The organism is Rhizobium sp. 01N48 (assembly GCF_056399145.1).
The window spans coordinates 76,898-100,633 of the sequence record NZ_JBFTQT010000004.1 but is presented as its reverse complement, the minus strand read 5'-3'; the positions used below and the strand labels follow the sequence as shown (position 1 = coordinate 100,633).

At 61.8% G+C, this 23,736-nt stretch carries 23 protein-coding genes; 16 read left to right on the top strand and 7 right to left on the bottom strand.

What is annotated here, in order from left to right; all coding sequences use genetic code 11:
* Positions 1–88: 88 nt before the first annotated feature.
* The 4 genes from AC1DOG_RS09670 to iolB all read left to right on the top strand — a co-directional run bounded on the left by AC1DOG_RS09670 (position 89) and on the right by iolB (position 6,184).
* Entirely contained in the window at positions 89–2,026 is a 1,938-nt protein-coding gene (locus AC1DOG_RS09670; RefSeq protein WP_477927620.1) for a bifunctional 5-dehydro-2-deoxygluconokinase/5-dehydro-2-deoxyphosphogluconate aldolase, read from the top strand.
* A gap of 198 nt (positions 2,027–2,224) precedes the next feature.
* The gene (gene iolD / locus AC1DOG_RS09665; protein ID WP_477927618.1) at positions 2,225–4,075 is read left to right on the top strand and encodes a 3D-(3,5/4)-trihydroxycyclohexane-1,2-dione acylhydrolase (decyclizing); all 1,851 of its coding nucleotides are present in this window, start codon (positions 2,225–2,227) and stop codon (positions 4,073–4,075) included.
* Between the two features lie 205 nt (positions 4,076–4,280).
* Positions 4,281–5,201 (top strand): myo-inosose-2 dehydratase, encoded by a 921-nt coding sequence (gene iolE, locus AC1DOG_RS09660; protein WP_477927616.1) that lies wholly within the window; start codon positions 4,281–4,283, stop codon positions 5,199–5,201.
* A gap of 185 nt (positions 5,202–5,386) precedes the next feature.
* Positions 5,387–6,184 carry a 5-deoxy-glucuronate isomerase gene (iolB, locus tag AC1DOG_RS09655; RefSeq protein ID WP_018898829.1) on the top strand — a complete coding sequence of 266 codons (798 nt, stop codon included), beginning with the start codon at positions 5,387–5,389 and terminating at the stop codon, positions 6,182–6,184.
* Between the two features lie 66 nt (positions 6,185–6,250).
* Here iolB and AC1DOG_RS09650 read toward each other — a convergent pair whose 3' ends face one another.
* On the bottom strand, positions 6,251–6,682 hold the full coding sequence (locus tag AC1DOG_RS09650; protein ID WP_018898830.1) for a glyoxalase superfamily protein: 432 nt from the start codon (positions 6,680–6,682) through the stop codon (positions 6,251–6,253).
* Between the two features lie 348 nt (positions 6,683–7,030).
* Between AC1DOG_RS09650 and AC1DOG_RS09645 the strand changes: the two genes are divergently transcribed.
* The gene (locus AC1DOG_RS09645; protein WP_112821053.1) at positions 7,031–7,363 is read left to right on the top strand and encodes a hypothetical protein; all 333 of its coding nucleotides are present in this window, start codon (positions 7,031–7,033) and stop codon (positions 7,361–7,363) included.
* 59 nt (positions 7,364–7,422) lie between these two features.
* Here AC1DOG_RS09645 and AC1DOG_RS09640 read toward each other — a convergent pair whose 3' ends face one another.
* On the bottom strand, positions 7,423–7,866 hold the full coding sequence (locus AC1DOG_RS09640; protein WP_477927613.1) for a baeRF12 domain-containing protein: 444 nt from the start codon (positions 7,864–7,866) through the stop codon (positions 7,423–7,425).
* Between the two features lie 181 nt (positions 7,867–8,047).
* On the opposite strand from AC1DOG_RS09640, the gene AC1DOG_RS09635 reads away from it, so the two are divergent.
* The 3 genes from AC1DOG_RS09635 to AC1DOG_RS09625 all read left to right on the top strand — a co-directional run bounded on the left by AC1DOG_RS09635 (position 8,048) and on the right by AC1DOG_RS09625 (position 10,158).
* On the top strand, positions 8,048–8,449 hold the full coding sequence (locus AC1DOG_RS09635) for a DUF2177 family protein (protein WP_477927611.1): 402 nt from the start codon (positions 8,048–8,050) through the stop codon (positions 8,447–8,449).
* 109 nt (positions 8,450–8,558) lie between these two features.
* A complete protein-coding gene (locus tag AC1DOG_RS09630) occupies positions 8,559–8,954 on the top strand; it encodes a hypothetical protein (protein ID WP_018898834.1) in 396 nt (131 codons plus the stop codon).
* Positions 8,955–9,045: 91 nt separating this feature from the next.
* Positions 9,046–10,158, top strand: coding sequence for a pyridoxal phosphate-dependent aminotransferase (locus AC1DOG_RS09625; RefSeq protein ID WP_477927609.1), 1,113 nt, complete (start codon positions 9,046–9,048; stop codon positions 10,156–10,158).
* 131 nt (positions 10,159–10,289) lie between these two features.
* Here the strand turns inward: AC1DOG_RS09625 and AC1DOG_RS09620 are convergent, their stop codons facing one another.
* Entirely contained in the window at positions 10,290–10,556 is a 267-nt protein-coding gene (locus AC1DOG_RS09620) for an SEL1-like repeat protein (RefSeq protein WP_018898836.1), read from the bottom strand.
* Positions 10,557–10,992: 436 nt separating this feature from the next.
* Between AC1DOG_RS09620 and AC1DOG_RS09615 the strand changes: the two genes are divergently transcribed.
* The 3 genes from AC1DOG_RS09615 to amn all read left to right on the top strand — a co-directional run bounded on the left by AC1DOG_RS09615 (position 10,993) and on the right by amn (position 13,332).
* The gene (locus AC1DOG_RS09615) at positions 10,993–11,331 is read left to right on the top strand and encodes a DUF2147 domain-containing protein (protein ID WP_477927607.1); all 339 of its coding nucleotides are present in this window, start codon (positions 10,993–10,995) and stop codon (positions 11,329–11,331) included.
* 191 nt (positions 11,332–11,522) lie between these two features.
* Entirely contained in the window at positions 11,523–11,711 is a 189-nt protein-coding gene (locus AC1DOG_RS09610; RefSeq protein ID WP_477927605.1) for a hypothetical protein, read from the top strand.
* 118 nt (positions 11,712–11,829) lie between these two features.
* Positions 11,830–13,332: an AMP nucleosidase gene (gene amn, locus AC1DOG_RS09605; protein WP_477927603.1), complete on the top strand. Its 1,503-nt coding sequence runs from the start codon at positions 11,830–11,832 to the stop codon at positions 13,330–13,332.
* Between the two features lie 15 nt (positions 13,333–13,347).
* On the opposite strand, the gene AC1DOG_RS09600 is transcribed toward amn, so the two are convergent.
* Positions 13,348–14,310, bottom strand: coding sequence for a lysylphosphatidylglycerol synthase transmembrane domain-containing protein (locus AC1DOG_RS09600; protein WP_477927601.1), 963 nt, complete (start codon positions 14,308–14,310; stop codon positions 13,348–13,350).
* A 69-nt stretch (positions 14,311–14,379) separates the two neighbouring features.
* Here AC1DOG_RS09600 and AC1DOG_RS09595 point away from each other — a divergent pair, with 69 nt between their 5' ends.
* Together AC1DOG_RS09595 and AC1DOG_RS09590 are read left to right on the top strand one after the other, a co-directional pair.
* The gene (locus AC1DOG_RS09595) at positions 14,380–15,396 is read left to right on the top strand and encodes a glycosyltransferase family 2 protein (RefSeq protein ID WP_477928139.1); all 1,017 of its coding nucleotides are present in this window, start codon (positions 14,380–14,382) and stop codon (positions 15,394–15,396) included.
* Entirely contained in the window at positions 15,389–16,885 is a 1,497-nt protein-coding gene (locus tag AC1DOG_RS09590) for a glycosyltransferase family 39 protein (protein ID WP_477927599.1), read from the top strand. The genes AC1DOG_RS09595 and AC1DOG_RS09590 overlap by 8 nt, the downstream gene beginning before the upstream one ends.
* Positions 16,886–16,892: 7 nt before the next feature.
* Here AC1DOG_RS09590 and AC1DOG_RS09585 read toward each other — a convergent pair whose 3' ends face one another.
* Entirely contained in the window at positions 16,893–18,260 is a 1,368-nt protein-coding gene (locus AC1DOG_RS09585) for an aspartate aminotransferase family protein (protein ID WP_477927597.1), read from the bottom strand.
* A gap of 83 nt (positions 18,261–18,343) precedes the next feature.
* Between AC1DOG_RS09585 and AC1DOG_RS09580 the strand changes: the two genes are divergently transcribed.
* A complete protein-coding gene (locus tag AC1DOG_RS09580; RefSeq protein WP_477928137.1) occupies positions 18,344–19,696 on the top strand; it encodes a glutamine synthetase family protein in 1,353 nt (450 codons plus the stop codon).
* Here AC1DOG_RS09580 and AC1DOG_RS09575 read toward each other — a convergent pair.
* Positions 19,693–20,637, bottom strand: a complete 945-nt coding sequence (locus tag AC1DOG_RS09575) for a diacylglycerol/lipid kinase family protein (RefSeq protein WP_113011652.1) — start codon at positions 20,635–20,637, stop codon at positions 19,693–19,695. The genes AC1DOG_RS09580 and AC1DOG_RS09575 overlap by 4 nt on opposite strands.
* 299 nt (positions 20,638–20,936) lie before the next feature.
* On the opposite strand from AC1DOG_RS09575, the gene AC1DOG_RS09570 reads away from it, so the two are divergent.
* Positions 20,937–22,154: an MFS transporter gene (locus AC1DOG_RS09570; RefSeq protein WP_477927595.1), complete on the top strand. Its 1,218-nt coding sequence runs from the start codon at positions 20,937–20,939 to the stop codon at positions 22,152–22,154.
* Here the strand turns inward: AC1DOG_RS09570 and AC1DOG_RS09565 are convergent.
* Positions 22,125–22,532 (bottom strand): winged helix-turn-helix transcriptional regulator, encoded by a 408-nt coding sequence (locus tag AC1DOG_RS09565; protein ID WP_477927593.1) that lies wholly within the window; start codon positions 22,530–22,532, stop codon positions 22,125–22,127. The two genes, AC1DOG_RS09570 and AC1DOG_RS09565, sit on opposite strands and share 30 nt — an antisense overlap.
* A gap of 103 nt (positions 22,533–22,635) precedes the next feature.
* On the opposite strand from AC1DOG_RS09565, the gene AC1DOG_RS09560 reads away from it, so the two are divergent.
* Entirely contained in the window at positions 22,636–23,649 is a 1,014-nt protein-coding gene (locus tag AC1DOG_RS09560; RefSeq protein WP_477927591.1) for a zinc-binding alcohol dehydrogenase family protein, read from the top strand.
* The last annotated feature ends 87 nt before the right edge of the window (positions 23,650–23,736 follow it).

The window sequence follows — 23,736 nt, the reverse complement described above, 5'->3', positions numbered from 1 at the left end:
GAATTGACATTAAATCGGAACCGATGTTTCATCGATTGATATCACCGGCGGACATCCACGCCGGATTGAAAATGATCGGGAGGACATGATGGCAGAACCAAATCCGGGCACACAGCCGGGGCTGTCGCTTGATGTGATCACCATCGGCCGCTCGTCGGTCGATCTCTATGGCCAGCAGATCGGTTCCAAACTCGAAAACATCGCATCCTTCGCCAAGTCTGTCGGCGGCTGCCCGGCGAATATCGCAATCGGCACGGCGCGCCTCGGCCTGAAGTCGGGCTTGATCACCCGCGTCGGCGATGAGCAGATGGGCCGTTTCATTCGCGAGCAATCGGCACGCGAGGGGGTCGCGACCGACGGCATCGTGACCGACAAGGAGCGGCTGACGGCGCTGGTATTGCTGGCGGTCGAGGCAGAAGGCGTCTCGCCGATGATCTTCTATCGTTCCGATTGCGCCGACATGGCGCTCGAAGAAGGCGATATCGACGAGGCCTATATAAAGTCATCGCGCGCAGTGCTGGTTTCGGGAACGCATTTCTCGCGGCCGAACACGGAAGCGGCGCAACGCAAGGCGATCCGTATCGCCAAGGCCAACGGCCGCAAGGTGATCTTCGACATCGATTATCGCCCGAACCTGTGGGGCCTCGCCGGCCATGCGGAAGGCTTCGAACGGTATGTGAAGTCGGACCGCGTGTCTTCGAAGATGAAAGAGACGCTGCCGGATTGCGACCTGATCATCGGCACGGAAGAGGAAATCCTGATCGCATCCGGTGCCGACGATGTGCTCGGCGCGCTGAAGGAAATCCGCCGGCTGTCGTCCGCGACCATCGTCCTGAAGCGCGGCGCCATGGGCTGCATTGTCTATGACGGGCCGATCTCGGACGATCTCGAAGCCGGCATCGTCGGCGAAGGTTTCCCGATCGAGGTGTTCAACGTGCTCGGCGCCGGCGATGCCTTCATGTCCGGCTTCCTGCGGGGATGGCTGAAGGATGAGCCGCTGAAGACCTGCGCCACCTGGGCGAATGCCTGCGGCGCATTCGCGGTCTCCCGCCTGCTCTGCTCGCCGGAATATCCGACCTGGGCGGAACTCGATTTCTTCCTGAAGAACGGCAGCAAGCATCGGGCGCTGCGCAAGGACGAGGCGATCAACCACATTCACTGGGCCTCGAACCGCAAGGGCGACATCCCGCTCCTCATGGCGCTCGCCATCGATCATCGCTCGCAGCTGACAAGCGTCTGCGACGAACTCGGCGTCGATTACAAGCAGATCGTCGCCTTCAAGCGGCTGGCGGTGGAAGCCGCAGCGCGCGTCGCCGATGGCCGCAGCGGCTATGGGATGCTGATCGACGAGCGCTTCGGGCGCGATGCCTTCTTCGACGCGGCGACCAAGAACTTCGCCTGGATCGGGCGGCCGGTCGAGCTGCCCGGCTCGAAGCCGCTGCGTTTCGAGTTCAGCCAGGATATCGGCTCGCAACTGGTCGAATGGCCACTTGATCATTGCATCAAGTGCCTGTGCTTCTATCATCCCGACGATCCGGCAGAGCTGAAGAGCGAGCAGCAGGAGAAGCTGCGGACGCTGTTCGAGGCAGCGCGCAAGGTTGGCCGTGAGTTGCTGGTCGAGATCATCGCCAGCAAGAACGGGCCGCTCACCGACGACACCATCTCGACGGCGATGGAAGAGCTCTATGCGCTCGGCATCAAGCCGGACTGGTGGAAGCTGGAACCGCAGGCATCGAGTGCGGCGTGGAAGAAGATCGACGCCGTCATCGCCAAGAACGACCCCTGGTGCCGCGGCATCGTGCTGCTCGGGCTGGAGGCGCCGGCGGACGAGCTGGTGAAGGGCTTCGAGGCGACGCTGGCAGCACCGTCGGTCAAGGGCTTTGCCGTGGGACGGACGATCTTTTCGGATGCGGCGCGGGCCTGGCTGTCGGGCAAGATCAATGACGAGCAGGCCATATCGGATATGGCCGGACGCTTCCGTGAACTGACTGAGGCGTGGTTGAAAACGCGCGGGCTCGGCCGATAGGATTGAAAGACCCCTCCCCAACCCCTCCCCACAAGGGGGCGGGGCTTTAACTTGAGGCGCCGCCTCTGCCACGAACAAACGTTCTGACGGACGCAAGGTTGAGGCGAAGCGAAACGGTTGCCACAGGTTAGCCCCTCCCCCTTGTGGGGAGGGGTTGGGGAGGGGAAAAACGGATACGAGAATTGCGGGAGGAGCCTCATGGGCAAGACTGTACGATTGACGATGGCGCAGGCCGTCACCCACTTTCTGAAGAAGCAGATGACCGTCATCGACGGCAAGACGGTGCCGATCTTTGGCGGCGTCTGGGCGATCTTCGGCCATGGCAATGTCGCGGGTATCGGCGAAGCGCTCTATCAGGTGCGCGGCGAGCTGACGACCTATCGCGCGCACAACGAGCAGGGTATGGCGCATGCCGCGATCGCCTATGCCAAGGCGAGCTTCCGCCAGCGCTTCATGGCCTGCACGACATCGATCGGCCCCGGCGCGCTCAACATGGTGACGGCGGCGGGCGTGGCGCATGTCAACCGCATCCCCGTGCTCTTCCTCCCAGGCGACGTCTTCGCCAACCGCGCGCCGGATCCGGTGCTGCAGCAGATCGAGGACTTCGGCGACGGCACGGTTTCCGCCAACGACGCCTTCCGCCCGGTCTCGCGCTATTTCGACCGCATCACACGGCCGGAACAGATTATCTCGGCGCTGAAGCGCGCCATGCAGGTGCTCACCGATCCTTATGATTGCGGTCCGGTGACGCTGTCGCTTTGCCAGGATGTCCAGGCGGAAGCCTTCGACTATCCGGAGAGCTTCTTCGAGGAGCGCATCTGGACCACGCGGCGCCCTCGCCCCGATGCGGACGAACTGGCGAACGCCATCGCGCTCATCAAGAAATCCGAAAAGCCCGTGATCATCGCCGGCGGCGGTGTGCTCTATTCGCAGGCGACGAAGGAACTCACGGATTTCGCGGATGCGCATGGCATTCCCGTTGTCGTCACGCAGGCAGGCAAGTCGGCAATCGACGAGCGGCACCCGCTGGCGCTCGGCTCGGTCGGGGTCACCGGCACATCGGCCGCCAACGCGATCGCCGAGGAGACCGATCTGCTAATTGCCGTCGGTACACGCTGCCAGGACTTCACCACCGGTTCGTGGGCGCTTTTCAAGAATGAGAAGCTCTCCATCCTCGGCCTCAACATTGCCGCCTACGACGCCGTCAAGCATGACGGGCTTCCCCTGGTGGCGGATGCGCGCGAGGGGTTGAAGGCGATCTCCGAGGGTCTTTCCGGTTGGAAGGCTCCGGCAGCGCTGGCGGCGAAGGCCGAGAAGGAAAAGAAGATCTGGATGGAAGCTGCCGCAAAGGCGATGGCATCGACCAATGCCGCCCTGCCATCGGACGCGCAGGTCATCGGCGCCGTGGCGCGCTCGATCGGCGGCGATAACACGGTGGCGCTTTGCGCTGCAGGTGGTCTGCCGGGCGAACTGCATAAGCTGTGGCCGGCCACCGTGCCGGGTAGTTACCACATGGAATACGGCTTCTCCTGCATGGGCTACGAGATCGCGGGCGGCCTCGGCGCCAAGATGGCGCATCCCGACAAGGACGTCATCGTCATGGTCGGTGATGGGTCCTACATGATGCTGAATTCCGAGCTCGCGACCTCGGTGATGCTGGGCCTGAAGCTCAACATCGTCGTCTTGGATAACCGCGGCTACGGCTGCATCAACCGGCTGCAGATGGGCACCGGCGGCGCCAACTTTAACAACCTCTTGAAGGACTCCTATCACGAGGTCATGCCCGAGATCGACTTCCGCGCGCACGCCGAAAGCATGGGGGCGATCGCGGTGAAGGTGTCTTCGATCGCCGAGCTTGAGCAGGCGATTATTGATTCGAAGAAGAACGACCGGACCTCGGTGTTCGTGATCGATACGGATCCGTTGATCACGACGGAGGCCGGTGGGCACTGGTGGGATGTGGTTGTGCCGGAGGTCAGTTCGCGCGAGGAGGTCAACAAGGCTCGCGCCAACTATGTGAAGGCGCGCGAAGCGCAGCGGATTGGGTGATTTGAAGCTTAGAGCAAGTGACCCCCTCATCCGCCTGCCGGCACCTTCTCCCCGTTGGGGAGAAGAGATTCGTGGTGGGGCGCTCGCTCCATCTTCCCTTCTCCCCAGCGGGGGAGAAGGTGGCGGCAGGTCAGGTGCAACTTGTTGCACCGGGGATGAGGGGGCCGCGCTCGCTGACATCAGAGAATGACGAGGAGAAACAACAATGAAAGCCAAACTTGGCATGTCGCCCATCGCGTGGTGGAACGACGACCTTCCTGAACTCAGCGACGACGTATCGCTCGAGGAATGCCTGCGCCAGTCGCGCGGCGCCGGCTTCACCGGAATGGAACAGGGGCGCCGGTTCCCGAATAATCCGCGCGAGATGCTGCCGATCCTGAAGGCCGCCGACGTGACGCTGTGCGGGGGATGGTTTTCCGGCACGCTTGTCGATGAGGAACTCGCGGCAAACAAGGATCGCATCCAGCCGATGATCGAGCTGTTCAAGGCGGTCAACGCGCCCTGCATCGTCTATGGCGAGGTCGGCCGCTCGATCCAGGGCGACCGTTCCAAGCCGCTTGCCACCAAGCCGAAACTCTCCGACGACGAGATGAAGGCCTATGCCCGCAAGGTCACGCAGTTTGGCGAATGGTGCGCCGAACAGGGCATGCCGCTCTCCTACCACCACCACATGGCGGCCGCGGTCGAGACCGAGCCGGAACTCGACGCCTTCATGCGCAACTCGGGCGCCGGCATTCCGCTGCTGCTCGACGCCGGCCACCTCGCCTTTGCCGGCGGCGACGTGCTGCGCGCCATCGACAACCACCACGCCCGCATCAACCACGTCCACGTCAAGGACATCCGCAAGTCGGTGGTCGACGGTCTCGATCGCAGCCGGCAGTCCTTCCTCGACGCCGTGGCGCTCGGCGCATTCACGGTGCCGGGTGACGGGTCGCTCGATTTCGGGGCGATCGTGAAGCGTTTTGCCGATTACGGCTATGAGGGCTGGTTCGTCGTCGAGGCCGAACAGGACCCGCGCAAGGCGCCGCCGCAGAAGATGGCCGAGATCGGACACGCCGAACTGATGCGGGTGATGACGGCTGCCGGGTATACGGTGGAGACGGAAGGGTTTCCGAAGGAGGCTTGAAGGCCTCAGGTCAAAACGCTGGAGCAAGTGGCCCCCTCATCCGGCTGCCGCCACCTTCTCCCCGCTGGGGAGAAGAGACTCGGAGCGGGCCGCTCGCGCCAACCTCCCCTTCTCCCCACGGGGAGAAGGTGGCCCGAAGGGTCGGATGAGGGGGCTGCACCCACAACGATATCGAGGAGAAACAAATGCCAAACCTCAAAGTCAAGCCAACAGGCACCCACGGCCGCGTCACCCATGTCACGCCCGAGAGCGCCGGCTGGACCTATGTCGGCTTCGACATGCATCGGCTGAAGCCCGGCGAGACCGTGTCCGGCGAAACCGGCGAGCGCGAAGTGTGCCTCGTCTGGGTGAGCGGCAAGGGCAAGGCCAGCGCCGGCACCAGGGATTTCGGCACGCTCGGCGAGCGGATGAGCCCGTTCGATGGGGCGCCGCATGCGCTTTATATCCCGATGGAATCGGCATGGTCGGTGACGGCCGAGACCGATCTGGAGCTGGCGGTCTGCTCGGCGCCGGGCGGTGGCGCCTATGAGGCGAAGGCGATCCCGCCGGGCACGCATCCGGCGCTGACACGCGGCAAGGGCACGAATGTGCGCTACGTCAACAACATCATGCCCGAGGATGACGCTTCGGCCTATTCGCTGCTTGTGGTCGAGGTGATCACGCCGGGCGGACATACCTCCTCCTACCCGCCGCACAAGCACGACCAGGACAACCTGCCGAACGAGAGCTTCCTCGAGGAAACTTATTATCATCGCCTGAACCCRCCGCAGGGTTTCGGGTTCCAGCGCGTCTATACAGACGATCGGTCACTCGACGAGGCGATGGTGCTAGAAGATGGCGACGTGACGCTGGTGCCGAAGGGGTATCACCCCTGCGCCGCCACGCACGGCTACGATCTCTACTATCTCAACGTGATGGCCGGCCCGAAGCGCGTCTGGAAGTTCTACAACGCGCCGGAGCATGAATGGCTGCTCAAAGCCTGAGACCGCAAGCATGACGACAAAAGCCGCGCCTCGACAGCGCGGCTTTTTCGTTTCAGCCATGCGGCCTCAGATGTCGAGCACCAGCTGCGGCAGGCCGTTCGAGGTCTTGCGCGGGGAAACGCCGTTTTCGTCGACCTGCGCGTTGACCCTCTGGCGAAAGGCCGAGAAGCTCTCGAAGGTGACCACATCGACGGGCTCGTCAAAATGAAGCGTTAGCTTGTGCAGGCCGCCGGATTGCTCGCCAAGCGCCAGGATCTTGCCGGTGAACGGCTGGTTGAGATAGCGGCCGCTGACGCGCGCGCCGACGGTGAGTGCGGCAAGCGGCGTCGTGTTGGGCCTGCTTGCCAGCGCCGAGAGTGTGTTCCAGTCGCGGACGCCGTGCTGGCTGGCGATCAGCTCGAGGGCGGCGCTATGCGATATCGGCGTGCCGCTGGATTCCATGGCGCCACGTAATCGCTTTGCCTGGGCCTTCAGATCGTCGATCGAAGGATAGTTCATGGTTCAGCCTTTCAAAAAGGCATGCTGTTTCGAGGCAGTTGGGAGCTCGCATTGCCACCAGTCAGCATGCACAAAGGGCTGTGACCGTTCATTGCAGGAGATCTTCACCATGGATTTTCATCCGCGAGCGGCAGGCGTCTCGAACCGGTTTTCGGTATGAGGCAGGGACGCGCATCTGTCAACCTGCGCAAATTTCCAGCAGAACTGACGAATATTGCCTAAAAATGGGACTTTTGAGCGCCGCAATCTACATAAGCATCTAGTTTTAAAGAACTTTTTCAGAACTATTCAGCACACTTGCCCTAGATTGAAACCAGACAACCAGCGGAGGCGACCATGGCCTTTCAGATGCACCTCGATACTGCACATCCCGAACCGGAGCAGGCTTACCGGGAATTCGCGCTCGATCGCCCCGGCAAGATCATTTTCGTCGGCCATCACCTCAGCACCGCTACCCAACTCCGCTGCCTGATCCGCAGCATCACGCTCGCCGGCGCGACGCTCGAAGTGAATGCGTCGATCGAGATGCCGAACCATTTCTTCCTGGAAATTCTCGGCATCCAGGACGAGATCGGCGCGACGCTCGTTAAGCGCGAGGGCGACCTTGCGACGATCAGCTTCAACATGCTGATCAATCCGGAATTCCTGCACCACGTGTTGCGCCTGAGCTTCGAAAGTTAGGACCAGGCACCCATAGAAAAAGAGCGGGCTTGCGCCCGCTCCGGCTTCGCCTGATATCGTCAGGCCGCCAAGCGCCGCTCGATCTGGTCGATCGGCAGGTTCGTGTAATCCTTGGGAATTTCGGCCGAGATAATCGCCTGCGCCTCGACGCTGAGGTTGGAACGAAGGGTTCCGAGCGCGCGAGGCGGCGCCACCAGCACGATGTTGGTCGCGTCCTTCTCGATGATCAGGTCATCCAGCTTGAACGCGATTTGCTTCAGGAATTCGGCCTCGGCCTGATCGTGCCAGCTGAGTTCCTCGACCGCGCTGCCACGGCCATCCGCGCTATGGGCCCGGCCGGGCTTGTCGGTGCCGATTTCGCGATCGGGCTCATTCGGTTGCGCCAGTGTTTCCCTGACCTTGAGATCGACGCCGCTAACGTCGCCGTCATTCTGCATAATCAGAGCCTTGCCTCCGTCGCACACCACAACCCAGGAATTTCGCGGCACTCTGATGTCAGCCATATCAGTCTCCTTGATCTTCTATCTTGAGCGCGAAACTCGCACTCGGGAGCACAGACTTGTGCTCGTGAACAGGAGGCAAACGCCCGGGGTCGTAAAGAGTTCAACGATTTGTGGAATTCGCGCGATAGGCAATCCAATCCGTGTAGCGAACGTAAAGAGAGGCAAACGTCAGGACAGGATTATGAAAACAGCTCTCGTCGCCTATGCCGGTTCATTTGGTACCCTGCTCGTGTTGGATGCCATATGGCTCGGCCTCGTCGCCCGGACATTCTATCGCGATCAACTGGGCGATCTGATGCTGCCGTCGCCGAATTTCGGCATCGCCGCGATCTTCTATCTTTTCTTCGCCGTCGCCGTTGTGGTGCTCGCGGTGCTTCCAGCAGTCGCGTCTGGGTCCTTATGGACCGCCGTCATCTACGGCCTGATCCTGGGTCTTGCCGCCTACGGGACCTACGACGTGACGAACCTCGCCACGCTGAAGAACTGGCCGCCGCTGATGAGCATCGTCGACCTCGCCTGGGGCGGCTTTATCACCGCCATGACGGCCGCTGGCGGATTTTTTGCGGTCCGAGCCTTCAGTTAAATTCTCATTCACTAAAATTGTAGTGACTTCGTTGATGATTGCGCAAAGCATTCATGTAACGCTCCGTTGGAAAGATTAGGATTTTTCTGATTTTAGGAGTGTGCCTGCGATGTCGATGCTCAACAACACGCACCTCACGACGGTGAAATCGGAGATTTACGAGACCCGGTGGGAGCAATTCAACGTGCGACGCCCGGCCCGCATCGTCGCCGTGCGCCCCTGCCTGACAGGTGTCTCGATGCGCAGCGCCGAGATCATCGACATCTCGCGCGGCGGCGCCACGCTTCTCGTCGCCTCGGCGACCGGTCTTCCCAAGCACTACTATCTCAACATTCTCGGGCTAGCCTACCGCATCGGCTGCGCCGAGGTATCCCGGCGCAATGAGCGCTTGCATGTGCGCTTCATCAACACGATCGAGCCCGAGGTATTGCGCCGCGTCGTGCGTGCCGACTTCATGATCGGCAATATGGAAGCGATCAGCGCGAGCCGCACGATCAGCATGTAAATAGGCTTCCCAAGGGAATAATCGTCCTTGCCATGGCACCATCAGCGCCTATTGTTGGCGCGATTTTCATAGCCTTGGGAAATGCCCTTCAATGTCTGCCTTCTCGCGCTTCACACCGCTTGTCAGCGCCCTGCCCTCCACCGTTCCCTTTGTCGGCCCTGAGGCCATCGAGCGTCAACGCGGCCTGACCGTCAAGGCGCGCATCGGCGCCAATGAAAACGGCTTCGGCCCCGCCCCATCGGTTCTGACGGCGATGCGCGAGGCAGGCGCTGATATCTGGAAGTACAGCGATCCCGAGAACCACGACCTGAAGGAAGCGCTTGCCGCCCATCTCGGCACGACGCCGGCCAATATCGCCATCGGCGGCGGTATCGACGAGTTGCTCGGGCAGATCGTGCGCATGGTGATCGAACCCGGCGCACCCATCGTCACGTCGCTCGGCGGCTATCCGACCTTCAACTTTCRCGTGGCGGGCTTCGGCGGCCGGCTGGTCACCGTTCCCTATGTGAATGATCGCGAAGATCTCGATGGCTTGCTGGATGCGGTGAAGCGCGAAAATCCGCGGCTCATCTACTTCGCCAACCCCGACAATCCGATGGGCAGCTGGTGGGATGCCGACCGCGTGGTGGCTTTTGCCCGCGCGATCCCTGAGACCACGCTGCTGATCCTCGACGAGGCCTACAGCGAAACGGGTCCGGCCAGCGCGCTGCCGTCGATCGCATCGCTGATCGACCTACCCAACGTGATCAGGACCCGCACCTTCTCGAAGGCCTACGGCCTTGCCGGCGCGCGCGTAGGCTATGCGATCTCCACGCCGGGGACCGCGCTCGCCTTCGACAAGATCCGCAACCATTTCGGCATGAACCGGATGGCTGTCGCCGGCGCAATCGCCGCGCTGAAGGATCAGGCCTATCTCTCGGAGGTAGTCGCCAAGATCCACGCCGCGCGCGAGCGGATTACCCGTATAGCCGATGCCAACGGCCTGCAGGCACTGCCTTCGGCCACCAACTTCGTCGCAGTCGACGCCGGACGTGACGGCACCTATGCGCGGGCGATCGTCGACGGGTTGATGCAGCATGGCGTGTTCATCCGCATGCCGGGGGTCGCTCCGCTCAACCGCTGCATTCGCGTCAGCGTCGGCCCGGCCGCCGATATGGACCTGTTTGAGGCGGCGCTGCCTCAGGTACTGAAGTCGATCGGCTGATCAAACGACAAGAACCGCGCCGGCCTTGTTCCTGCCGGTCGCGGTTCGATATGTCGGCGCAGGCGCAAAGCGCCTCGCCATCCCCTCTTCGAGGTTATTGTTTTTATTGAATTGTTTTCGGTGACGGTATCTTAGTGAACCGTCATCCATTCGCGAGCCGCGCGCAGCGCCTCGACAAGCTGCATCTTGTCCATCGTGGCCGCGAGATCGGCGCGCAGTTCGGCGGCGCGATCGTGGCCCTTGATGGCGGCGATGTTCAGCCATTTGTGGGCCGCAACGAGGTCAACGGAGCATCCGCGACCTGTCGCGTACATCAGACCCATTTCGCAGAAGACATCGGCGTTGTTTTCGCCACCCATGGTGGCAGTTTCAGCATTGTGCATTTCAAAGCGTGCCATCGGTTTTATCCCTGTTTAGCCTGTTATCGACTTACCCTGTTTTACCTCGGAGCCTTGCCGTCTAACGCGGCGTTTGGTCTCTTCGGTTCGGCGGGTTTGCCCCGCTCGTTTGATGGGTTCAATATGCAGCAAGCCCTTCAAAAAACGCCTAAAATGCATGATTAATTTGAGACAAACAAAGTGCAAACGCTTGGTAAAATTGGGTTTTTGTTAAACATCGGATCGCCTGCTCATTAAGGGTTCCGGCATTTGTTTAAGGAAAAATTCAGATTTGAAAATCAACCCTTCGTTCACCACGAAATCAGCGCCCAAATGAAAACACACGACAATTCGTCTTCGCGAACAGGCACTTTCAGGCATGCCGGAACCACGAATATTTACCTTTACGTTCGCGTAAGCTATCGTCCGCAGCCTCAGGACATCAGGGAGGAATAAGATGATCCGCAGTCTCATTCTGGCGAGCGCTTTGGCGCTTTCCGCGACGCTTGCGCATGCCGAGGAGCCGATCGCAGGCAATTGGAAGACGGTGGCCGGCGACACCGCCGTGATCGCGTCCTGCGGCAGCAGCTACTGCATCACGCTGAAGACGGGCAAATATGCCGGGCGCAAGATCGGAACGCTGTCAGGCAAGGACGGCACCTATAATGGCGAGATCACCGACCCCAGCAACGACAAGACGTATAGCGGCTCGGGCACCGTTTCCGGCAACTCGCTGAAGATGAAGGGCTGCGTGCTGGCAGTGCTCTGCAAGTCGCAGACCTGGACACGTCTGTAAGACAATATCCGGTGCGCCCGGCCGATCGGGCGCATCTCCTCCATCCTTTCCGCCCATGCTTGTTTCATGAACGGCGGATGAATTCCGATCTCAGCATCGGTTCAGCCTGACCATGGCAAAACGGTGTCATTCTAAAGTGCACTGCGTCGCAAGCAGCACCCGGCGCACACATGACATTCGGAACATGGCACATGGGCAAGGATACGGAAGTGCTTATCATGGCAAGACGCTTCACCATCATCACGCTGTTCGCAGCGATCTTCGCCGTCTCGTTCTCGGCGGCGGTCAACCGCAATGCCGGCGGCGGCGCGCAGTCGCATTTCGGCGCGAACTATACCTGCGTCGACAAAACCAACCCGATCTGCACCAGCGTCAACTGACGCCACCGCGACCGGCAACCGCCGACCCCGGCTGCCGGTCATCCTGATCATTCAGGTCTTGTCATGCTGGTCATGCACGCGTCGTTTGCTTGTTAAGAACGACATACTATAATGCCTCATGAGCAACCGAATCTCTCCTTCTGCCCCCCTCGACGTCTCGTCTCCGAGCCCCTTCAAGCCGCAAAGTTTCGACGATCCCATCAAGGCCGTCGAAGCGCTGACAGAGCTTTACGAGCGCAACACGAGCTTCCTGATCGAGCACTTCAAGGAACTGGCGCAGGGCGCGCCGATAACCTCGCGCTACCGGGCGTTTTATCCGCAGGTGAGCATTGAGACGACCAGCTTCGGCCATATCGACACGCGCCTTTCCTACGGTCACGTCACAGCGCCGGGCATCTACACGACGACGATCACCCGGCCATCGCTCTTCCGGCACTATTTGAAGGAACAGCTCGGGCACCTGATGCGCAATCACAATGTGCCCGTCGTCGTGTCCGAATCGAGCACGCCGATCCCGCTGCATTTCGCCTTTGGCGAAGGGGCCCATGTCGAGGCGTCCGCATCGGCCTTCGTCGACGTGCCGATGCGCGATCTCTTCGACACGCCCGACCTCAACACCACCGACGACGAGATTGCCAACGGCGAATATATCCCGCCGCCGGGCGAGCCCTCGCCGCTTGCGGCCTTCACGGCGCAGCGTATCGACTATTCGTTGGCCCGCCTCTCGCACTATACGGCGACCGGCGCGCAGCACTTCCAGAACTTCGTGCTGTTCACGAACTACCAGTTCTACATCGACGAGTTCTGCGCCTGGGCGCGCAAGCTGATGGCCGAGGGCGGCGATGGTTACACATGCTTCGTCGAGCCCGGCAATATCGTCACCCACGCCGGATCGAGCAGGCCGGAAACGGACGCGACACTATCGCGCCTGCCGCAGATGCCGGCTTATCACCTGAAGAAGAAGGGCCATGCCGGGATCACCATGATCAATATCGGCGTCGGCCCGTCCAACGCCAAGACGATCACCGATCACGTGGCGGTGCTGCGCCCGCATGCCTGGCTGATGCTCGGCCATTGCGCCGGCCTGCGCAACAGCCAGCGATTGGGCGACTATGTCCTGGCGCATGCCTATATGCGCGAAGACCACGTTCTCGACGACGACCTGCCGGTCTGGGTGCCTATCCCGGCGCTCGCCGAAGTGCAGGTGGCGTTGGAGGCGGCCGTGGCCGAGATCACCGGCTACGAGGGCTTCGAACTCAAGCGCATCATGCGCACCGGCACTGTGGGCACGATCGACAACCGCAACTGGGAACTGCGCGACCAGCGCGGACCGGTGAAGCGGCTGAGCCAAGCCCGCGCCATCGCACTCGACATGGAATCGGCGACCATCGCCGCCAACGGTTTCCGCTTCAGAGTGCCTTACGGCACGCTGCTTTGCGTCTCCGACAAGCCCCTACATGGCGAACTCAAGCTTCCGGGCATGGCCACGGCCTTCTATCGCACACAGGTCAACCAGCATCTGCAAATCGGCATCCGAGCCGTGCAGAAGCTTGCTGCCATGCCGCCAGAGACGCTGCATTCGCGCAAACTCAGAAGCTTCTTCGAGACGGCATTCCAATAGGCCGCCTCGCTTGCTTCAAGAGGTACGACGACGACCGAACGGCAAGGAGATTGCCGTTCCCGTGAGTGCGGAAACGATGATCAGCAGATGGGCATTGATGCTTGCGCGCGCGAGTGCCGCGATATCGGCGGCATTGCTTGATGCGCCGAAGGCGACGGCGCCTGCCGTGATGCCCGCCGGATAGGTGCCGACACCACCTGGGGCATGCATCGGCAGCACCGACGACAGCTCACCGCCAAGCGCGCCGCCGAAGCTCGCAGCCGCCGGCACCACGCCCATCAGCCGCAACGCCCAGGCAAGCACCAGCACCTTGACCAGCCAGTTGATGACGGTCATCGCCCAAGCGCGCGCGAAGGCCGAAGCATTTGCGGGCAGACCGTTTTCGATCTCGGCGACGAAGTGCTGCAATTTCCTCGGCAGGAGTTTCGCGGCAAGTCGGACGAGCGGTTTGCGCGCCGCGAATGCCGCGACCGGCAATAGCAGGAAGGCGGCCCATAGAAGCCACGCCACCAGTTTGTGCGACGAGGCGATTGCGAAGCCGATCCCTGCTGCTGCGAACAACGCATGAAGATCGAGAAGCCGCATGACGAGCAGCGCCGCCGTTCCACGCGCTAAGGGAATGCCGAATTCGGTGCGCATCAGCAATGGGAAGCTGGTTTCGCCGGTTCGAAACGGCAGCATGATGTTCAAGAGATTATGGACTTGCGTGACGCGGAAAAGCGCCGCGAACCGGCCACGCGTTTCCAGCGGGAAATAATCATAGGTGCGCCAGGTGCGCAGGAAATAGGTACTGGTAAGAAGAGCGAGGGCCGCGGTGATCGTCAGCGCGCCTACCTCGGCCCATTGCAGCAGAATGGTCGACCAGCCCCAGAACCACTCGATGAAACCGGCGTAGACTATGACAATTATGACTGTGAACAGCAGCATTCGATTGCGTGCGAACCAGGATTGTCGGCTGGCAACCACCGGAGACTTCATGTACTAGCTTCCTGCCTTCGGCCGACAGAAGAGCGGCACCACTGGGCGGCGTTTTAGGAGAAATACGTGTTGCAGACAACGGCAGAAACACTTTCAGGCGCGATCGACGCCGCTGCTCCCGTCGAACTATCGCTGGTCGTCCCCGTCTTCAACGAAGAAGAAAGCGTTGGCCCGCTGGTCGATCGCATCTGCTCGGCGATGACGCGTTACCCCAACCGCTGGGAGCTCATCCTGGTCGACGATGGCAGCACGGACGCCACGCTCGTCAATGCCCGCAAGCATATCGGCCGCGACGGCCTGCAGCTTCGCATCGTGGCGCTGCAGCGCAATTTCGGCCAGACCGCCGCCATGCAGGCCGGCATCGACGCGGCCACCGGCCGCCTGATCGCCACCATGGACGGAGACCTGCAGAACGATCCGAACGACATCCCGCACATGGTCGCCGAGCTTGAGCGCCGCGAACTCGACCTTCTCGTCGGCTGGCGCAAGAACCGCCAGGACGGGCTTTTGCTGCGCAAGATCCCTTCCTGGTGCGCGAATTACCTCATCGGCCGCATCACCGGCGTCAAGCTTCATGACTATGGCTGCAGCCTGAAGATCTACCGCACCTCGGTCATCAAGCAGGTGAAGCTGATGGGCGAGATGCACCGCTTCATTCCGGCCTGGGTCGCCGGCGTCGTGCCGAGCTCGCGTATCGGCGAAATGGTCGTCACGCACCATGCCCGCGCGCATGGCCAATCGAAATACGGCATCTCGCGCACGTTCCGGGTTATCCTCGATCTGCTCTCGGTGATGTTCTTCATGCGCTACAAGGCGCGCCCGGGCCATTTCTTCGGCTCGCTGGGTCTCGGGCTCGGCGCCTTGTCGGCGCTGATCCTGATCTATCTGTTCTTCGACAAGTTCATCATGGGCAATGATATCGGAGCCCGACCGATGTTGATGGTCGGCGTCGTGCTTCTTCTGTCGTCGGTGCAGATGATCACCACGGGTATTCTGGCCGAGATGATCGCGCGCACCTACTACCGCGACGACGTCTCGCCCAACTATATTGTCCAGCGTATCTTCGACGGGAATGAGAATGCGTAATCTTCTGGCGCGCAAGCCGGATGCCGTCGTCTGGCTGATCGCCGGGTATTTCTGCATCCAGTTCATTGTTCGTCTCCTGCAGCCGCACGGCCTGAGATTTGACGAGTCGCAACAGGCGTTCGTCTCGCAGTGGCTGACGCTCGGCTATGATTCGCAGCCGCCGCTTTACAACTGGCTGCAGTCGATCGTCGTCTGGTTCTTCGGTCTGTCGCTGGCGACTGTCTCCGCGACCAAGAACCTGGTGCTCTTTCTCGTCTACCTGACCTACTACAAGCTTGCCCGTGAGGTGCTCGAGGACAAGCTTTACGCTGTCATCGCGACGCTTTCGCTGCTGACCATCCCTCAGCTCTTCTGGGAAGCGCAGCGCGACCTTACGCACACGGTCATTCAGCTTCTGACGATCAACCTCTTTCTCTGTGGCGTGATCAAGACGCTGAAGGCGCCGTCGCTCGGCTCCTACGCCTTCATGGGGCTGGCGCTTGGATTGGGGATGCTGTCGAAATACAATTTCACGCTCGTCGTCGTGGCCGCGATGCCAGCCGTATGGCTGCACCCGCAAGGACGCGCGCGGATCATGGATCGGCGTTTCCTGCTGTCGATCGTGCTTGCCGTGCTGATCTTTCTACCGCACGGGCTCTGGCTGCTGCACAATCTCGACATCGCCTCCGGGCGCACGCTTGGGATCATGAAGCAGGAAGCGCCAGACACCGCGTTCGCGAAGCTGGTGCAGGGGCCATTCAAGTTCCTGCGGCTCGTGTTGGTCATCATGGCGCCGACGGTAATCGTCTACGCGATCGTCTTCGGCCGCTCCTTCTGGAATAGCTTTCGCGCATCCTCCGAATGGACGCGGTTCTTCGGAGCGCTGTTCGTCACGATCGCGCTTCTGGTGATGGTGCTTGTCGTCACGATCGGCATGACCTCGCTGCGCGACCGCTGGCTGCTGCCGTTCCTGTTCCTCATGCCGATCTTCTTCTGCCTGAAGATGCAGGCCGCCGGTCATCGCGCGGATAGTCACTTCCGCCGTTTCATCGTCGTGCCGCTGGTTCTGATGATCGTCATCCCCGCCGCGTTGCTCGCCAGGCCGAACCTGCCTACCCTGTTTGGTCGGTACGAGGCCTACAACGTGCCCTATAGCGGCTTTGCCAAACACATTGCTGCTGAGGAGAGCAAGACGCCGGGTCTCATCGTGACCGACAGCTGGCTGCCGGCCGGAAACCTGCATCTGCAGTGGTCGAATGTGCCGCTGATGTCGCGGTTCTTCGACAATATGAAGATCGCCTACGAGTGGACAGCCGACCGGCCGATCCTGATGGTGTGGATCACCAAGGACAGCGGAGAGGCACTGCCGCCCCTGCTGGCCGAATGGATCACGCAGAACCTCGGCGAACAATACAGCGCCGTCGACGTGAAGAGCACCTCCGTCCCCTATCACCGGGGACGGCCGGAGGATCAGGTCGGGTTCAGCTACGTCTGGATCTATCCGAAGTAAGCGGGCCTCAGGCCTTCAGCTCTTTCCAGGCCGCGTCCAGCGCAAGCTTGGCGATGCGTCCCATCTCGTCGACCTCCTCGTGGCTGATGATGAGCGGCGGCGATGCGAGCATTCGGTCGCCGGTGGCGCGCAGGATGAGGCCGTGGGCGAGCGCGTGATTGCGGACGAGCGTGCCGACGGCATCGGGCTTCTCGTAGCGGGTGCGGGTTTTCTTGTCGGCTGTGAGCTGCAGCGCTGCCATCAGGCCGATGCTCTGGACCTGACCGACGAGATCGTGATCGCCGAGCGCGCCCCAGACCTTGGCGAAGTAAGGGCCGATATCGTCGCGGACACGATCCACCAGCTTTTCGTCCTCGATGATCCTGAGGTTCTCCAAAGCGGCGGCGGCGCAGACGGGGTGGCCGGAGTAAGTGAAGCCGTGGTTGAAATCGCCGACCTCGTTGATCAGGACGTCAGCGACGCGGTCGCTGACCAGCACGCCGCCGATCGGGAGATAACCTGAGGACAGGCCCTTGGCGATCGGCGCCAGATCCGGCTCGACACCGAAATACTGGTGACCGAACCATTCGCCGAGACGACCGAAGCCGCAGATCACCTCGTCGGCAACCAGCAGAATATTGCGCGCCTTGCAGATGCGGGCGATCTCCGGCCAGTAGGTTTCCGGCGGGATGATCACGCCGCCCGCGCCCTGCACAGGCTCGGCCACGAAAGCGGCGACGTTATCCTCGCCAAGCTCATCGATCTTCGCTTCGAGCTCGCGCGCGACCTTGAGGCCGAATTCGGCCGGAGAGAGATCGCCGCCCTCGCCATACCAATAGGGCTGACCGATATGGACGATGCCCTCGATCGGCAGGTGGCCCTGCTCGTGCATGTATTTCATGCCGCCGAGGCTGGCGCCGGCGACGGTCGAGCCGTGATAGCCGTTCTTGCGCGAGATCACGATATTCTTCGACGGCTGGCCGATGGCGCTCCAGTAGACGCGGGCCATGCGGAACCATGTGTCGTTGGCCTCGGAACCGGAGCCGGTGAAAAAGACGTGATTGAAGCGCGGGCCGGCATGGGCCGTGACCTTCTCGGCAAGCAGGGTCGTCGGCGTCGTCGTGGTACCGAAGAAGGTGTTGTAATAGGGCAGTTCGTTCATCTGCCGCGCCACCGCCTCGGTGATCTCCTTGCGGCCATAGCCGACATTGACGCACCAGAGACCGGCAAAACCATCGAGATATTTGCGGCCGTGATTATCCCAGACGTGCACGCCTTCGCCGCGCTGAATGATGCGGGTGCCGTCCGCATTCAACTTCTTCATATCGGAGAACGGATGCAGATGATGAGCGGCATCGATGGCGGCGAGATTGGAGCGCGCGTAAGTATCAGACATGATTTGCTAAACACCCTCGGATATTGAAAGCCTCTTCCCAATGAGTTACGACCTTGGCCTTGTCCGAGGGGATTTTCAAGATCATGGCGAGCGACAACATGCACGGCAAAGCTGCGGGTGGCGATCCGCGCATCGAAATCCTGCTGGTCGGCATGAATGGCGACCTGCGCGGCAAGCAGATCCCGCTCGAAGCGCAGAAGAAGGTATGGGCCGGCGAAGTCCGCCTTCCCTCCTCCACGCAGTCGCTGGATATCTGGGGCGACGACAATGACGACATCACCGGGCTATCGCTTTCCGTTGGCGATCCCGACGGACAATGCATTCCCGACAAGCGCAGCCTGACGCCGATGCCATGGGCGCCCGAGGGCTCAGTCCAGGTGCTCGCCACCATGCATGAGTTCGACGGCACACCAAGCTTCATGGACCCGCGCGCCATCCTGCAATCGGTGCTCAACCGCTACGCCGGGCGCGGGCTGACGCCTGTTGTCGCCACGGAACTCGAGTTCTACTTGGTGGCGCCCGACTGGCGCGAGACCGGCCGGCCGATGCCGCCGGCAAGCCTGACCTATCAGGGCAATCCGAACGGCTTCCAGCTCTACGACATGAATGCCGTCGATGCGCTCGACAACTATCTCCAGACGGTACGCGCCTACGCCAGGGCGCAGGGGTTGCCGGCGGATGCTACGACGGCGGAATTCGGCCCCGGCCAGTTCGAGATCAACCTTTTGCACCGCGCCGACGCACTGGCCGCCGCCGACGACTGCATATACCTGAAGCGCATTGTGGAGCAGGCGGCGCGAAAGCACGGGCTGAAATCCACCTGCATGGCCAAGCCCTATTCGGACCACGCCGGCTCCGGCCTGCATGTGCATGCGAGCATCATCGACCGGGATGGACGCAACATCCTCGACGCGAAGGGTGGCGAGGCGACGAAGCTGGAATCGGTCTGCGCCGGGATGCTGCAGAGCATGCGCGATGCGCAACTGGTGTTCGCGCCCTTCGCCAATTCCTATCGCCGCTTCCAGCCAGGCTCCTTCGCACCTGTCGATCTCACCTGGGGCTACGGGCATCGCGGCACCGCCATCCGCATTCCCGACAAGAACGGACCGGCGGCCCGTATCGAGCACCGCGTTGCCGGTGCCGATGCCAACCCCTATCTGCTGCTCGCGGCCATTTTAGGCGGCATGCTGCTCGGGCTCGACAACGAGCTCGACCCCGGCGAGGAGACGACGCCGTCGCATATGCCTGACAATACGACGAAGCTGACGCATGACTTTCTGACGGCGGTCGAAACGTTTCGGGCGTCACCCTTCATCGCGGATGTCTTCGGCGAGGCCTACCAGAAGCTTTACGGTGACACGAAGCGGAAGGAGGCGATCACCCACCTCCGCACCGTTTCCGACTTCGATTACCGCACCTATCTGCCGCGTCTTTAAGACGTCGGTTCGCGCCGTTCGGCCTCATCGACCTGGGCGGCGAGGCCCTGCCTGACGAGAACCTTGAGTTCGCCGGGATGCAGCTTCAACGCGACATCGCGGGCGAGTGGCAAGAGCTCGCCGTCCATGACGCAATTGGCCTTGGAATGCACCTTCGGGAAGTGCAGATGCACTTCCGCCGGGTGCATGATCATCACGTCGGCGTTCTCCCGCACCTTTCCGCGCAGGAGATCGATGGCAAGCCGCGCCACTCCCCATGGCTTCAAGGGCTTGGCGGTGTAGAAGCCGAGTTCGCCCGATGTCAGCGTATCCGCATAAAGCAGCGCGTTCTCGCCGAAGGGATTGTTCGATACCGACACGGCTGACACCTTGCGGCGTTCCTTGATGCCTATAGCCTCGAACTCGACCTCGAATTCCGGCGGATTGAGCACGACGCCGAAGGCCGCGCGGGTGCTGGCGCGCATTTTTCCGAGCCGGGACCGATAGCTGTAGGAGTTGCGATAACGCACCATGCGCGCATGCAGGCCGGCGGAGAATTGGTGGATAAAAGGGCGATCGTTGGCGCTGGCGATATCGACATGATCGACCTCGCCCGAGGCCAGAACATCGAGCGCCTGCCAGATATCGAGCGGAATGCGCAGCGATCGCGCAAACAGGTTCATCGTCCCGGCGGGGATCACGCCGAGCGCCACTCCGTTCTTCCAGGCGATGGAGGATGCGGCCGAGATGGTGCCGTCGCCACCGCCGGCGACGATGCCGTCGATATCGTCACGGCGCGCCGCGCGCTCCATGGCCGGGACGATCTCCTTGCCCGGAAAGACCATCGCCTCGAAATCATGGCCGGCTTCGCGGAACACCCGTTCCGCATGCTTCTCGTACGCCTCCATGTCGGTCGTGCGAAAAGTGCCGCCATCGCGGTTGAAAAAACCTATAAGCTTCATCGAGTTCCCGTTGCTGATCGGCTGACGCGCCGCCTAGAAATGGTTCGTTCGCGTGCGATTTCAAGCAGATGGCGCTCTAAATGACGGTAGAATGCGCGATCCGCACCGGTAGATCGCTCACGTATGCACCTGGTGGGATGCTGCGCTGCATAAAACGCACATGACGCCTTTCAACAAATCGTAAATTAATGCATCGTTGGAGCAGGCGCTCCATCTCCCTCATTTTCCGCTTGTCCGTCCGGCAGTGCCCCTTCATTGCGCGACTGTTCCAAGCCATTGCATGCCGAAGGAGCTCGCGCTTGAGCCAGGTCGCCGTAAACGATTCCATCGCCGATATCCCCGTCTCCGAGGCCCCCTCGCCCATGGCGGTCGCGCTTGTGCAGCTGGCGCTGGCCTGTGGCGGCTTCGGGATCGGCACCGGCGAGTTCGCGATCATGGGCCTGCTCCCCAATGTCGCCGGCACGTTTTCCGTGACCATCCCGCAGGCAGGTTATGTCATCAGCGCCTATGCGCTGGGCGTTGTCATCGGCGCTCCCGTGATTGCCGTGCTGGCCGCCAAGATGGCGCGCCGCTCGCTTCTTCTGCTGCTGATGGGGATCTTCGCCGTCGGCAATATCACGAGCGCCATGGCTCCGTCGTTCGAGAGCTTCACCATCCTGCGCTTCATCACCGGCCTGCCGCATGGCGCCTATTTCGGCGTGGCTGCAATCGTAGCCGCATCGATGGTGCCGGTGCACAAGCGCGCCCGCGCGGTTGGCCGCGTCATGCTGGGCCTGACGATCGCGACGCTGCTCGGCACCCCTGTTGCCACCTTCTTCGGTCAGTCGCTCGACTGGCGCGTCGCGTTCACCGCCGTCGGCGTGATCGGCCTCGTGACCATGGCGCTCATCTGGTATTACGTACCGCGCGATGAAGTCTCCGAGGGTGCGAGCTTCATGCGCGAACTCGGCGCCTTCAAGCGCCCGCAGGTGCTGCTGACACTCGCCATTGCGGCTGTCGGCTACGGCGGCATGTTCGCGATGTTCAGCTATATCGCCGACACGACCACCGGCGTCGCCATGCTGCAGCCCGGCATGGTGGCCGTGATGATGGTGCTGTTCGGTGTCGGCATGAATGCAGGCAATGTCGTCGGCTCCTGGCTCGCCGACAAGTCGATCATGGGTACGATCGGCGGCTCGCTGGTCTTCAACATTGTCGTGCTGACGCTATTCTCGCTCACCGCCTCCAGCCCGTTCATGCTCGGCCTTTGCGTCTTCCTGATCGGTTGCGGCTTTGCCGCCGGTCCGGCGCTGCAGACCCGCCTGATGGATGTCGCCGCCGACGCGCAGACGCTGGCGGCCGCCTCCAACCACTCCGCATTCAACATCGCCAACGCGCTCGGCGCATGGCTCGGCGGCCTCGTCATCGCCTGGGGCTACGGCTCGGCTTCGACGGGCTATGTCGGCGCGATCCTTTCGGCGCTCGGCATCGTCGTCTTCGCGGCTTCGCTACGCCTCGACCGACGCAGCCGCGGCTGACCCTTCACAGGCCGCCACATCCCTGAGGTGGCGGCCACTGGGGCGGCAGGATATGTTTTCCTCGCCCCATGCGGCCAAGGCCGCGATGACAGGCTTCAATGTCTTGCCGAGCGGCGTCAGCGCATAATCCACGCGCGGCGGCACGACGGCAAACACCGTGCGCGACACCAGGCCGCATTCTTCCAATTCCCGAAGCTGCTTTGTCAGCATCCGCTGCGTTACCGATGGCAGCTTGCGGCGCAGTTCGTTGAAGCGCAGCGTGCCCTCCATCAGGTGAAAGAGGATCACGCCCTTCCACTTGCCATCCAGAAAACTCAACGTCGCCTCGACGGGGCATCCGGGGAAGTTCTCGGTCAGCTTGTCTCTCGGCAACGACATTTGACGGTATCCTTTTGGGTACTACGTACAGAATTTGTGCATTCTTGCGCGATCTCAACGTAAGACGCATCTAGCACCCGTGCAACAAACACAGGAGTTTTTCATGCGCGCCGTCGCCTATACCGCCCCGCAACCCATATCCGCCGAGACGTCGCTGATCGATGTCGACCTGCCGATGCCTGAGGCTACCGGCCATGATCTCCTGGTCGAGATCAAGGCCGTCTCGGTCAATCCCGTCGATACCAAGATCCGCATCGGCGTGGCGCCCGCCGACGGCGAGTTCAAGGTGCTCGGCTGGGACGCGGCCGGCATCGTCAAGGCGATCGGCCCCGAGGTTACTCTGTTCAAGGTCGGCGACGAGGTCGCCTACGCGGGTGCGATCAATCGCCCCGGTTCCAACGCAGAGTTCCATCTGGTCGATGAGCGCATCGTCGGCCGCAAGCCATCAAGCCTCGACTTCGCAGCCGCCGCCGCCCTGCCGCTGACTTCGATTACTGCCTATGAAGCGCTGTTCGATCGCCTGAAGGTGCAGGACGCCGTGCCGGGTGCCGCCAACGCCATCCTCATCATCGGCGGCGCCGGTGGCGTCGGCTCGATCGCCATCCAGATCGCCCGTGCCTTGACCGATCTCACCGTGATCGCGACCGCCTCGCGGCCGGAAACGCAGGCCTGGGTGAAGGAGCTCGGCGCCCACCATGTGATCGACCATTCGAAGCCAATCGCTGCGCAGATGGCCGCGCTTGGCATCGGTGCGCCGGGCTTCGTCTTCTCGACCACGAACACCAGCGACCACCTGCAGGATATCGTCGAGGCTATTGCGCCGCAGGGCCGCTTTGCTGTCATCGACGACCCGAAGACGCTCGACGTCATGCCCTTCAAGCGCAAGGCGATCTCTATCCACTGGGAGCTGATGTTCACGCGCCCGCTCTTTAACACCGCCGACATGATCGAGCAGCACAAGCTCCTGAACAAGATCGCGGACCTGGTCGATGCCGGCACCATCCGCACGACGCTGAACGAAACGCTCGGCGTGATCAATGCGGCAAACCTGAAGGCGGCGCATGCGATGATCGAGAGCGGGAAGACCAAGGGAAAGCTGGTGCTCGCCGGCTTCTGATAGCAGCCGGCTCGACCCGATGGATGAGCATTTCGGCATAAAGAAGCAACTCATTCATCACGCTCACGAAGAAAGCCGCGCGGCCTG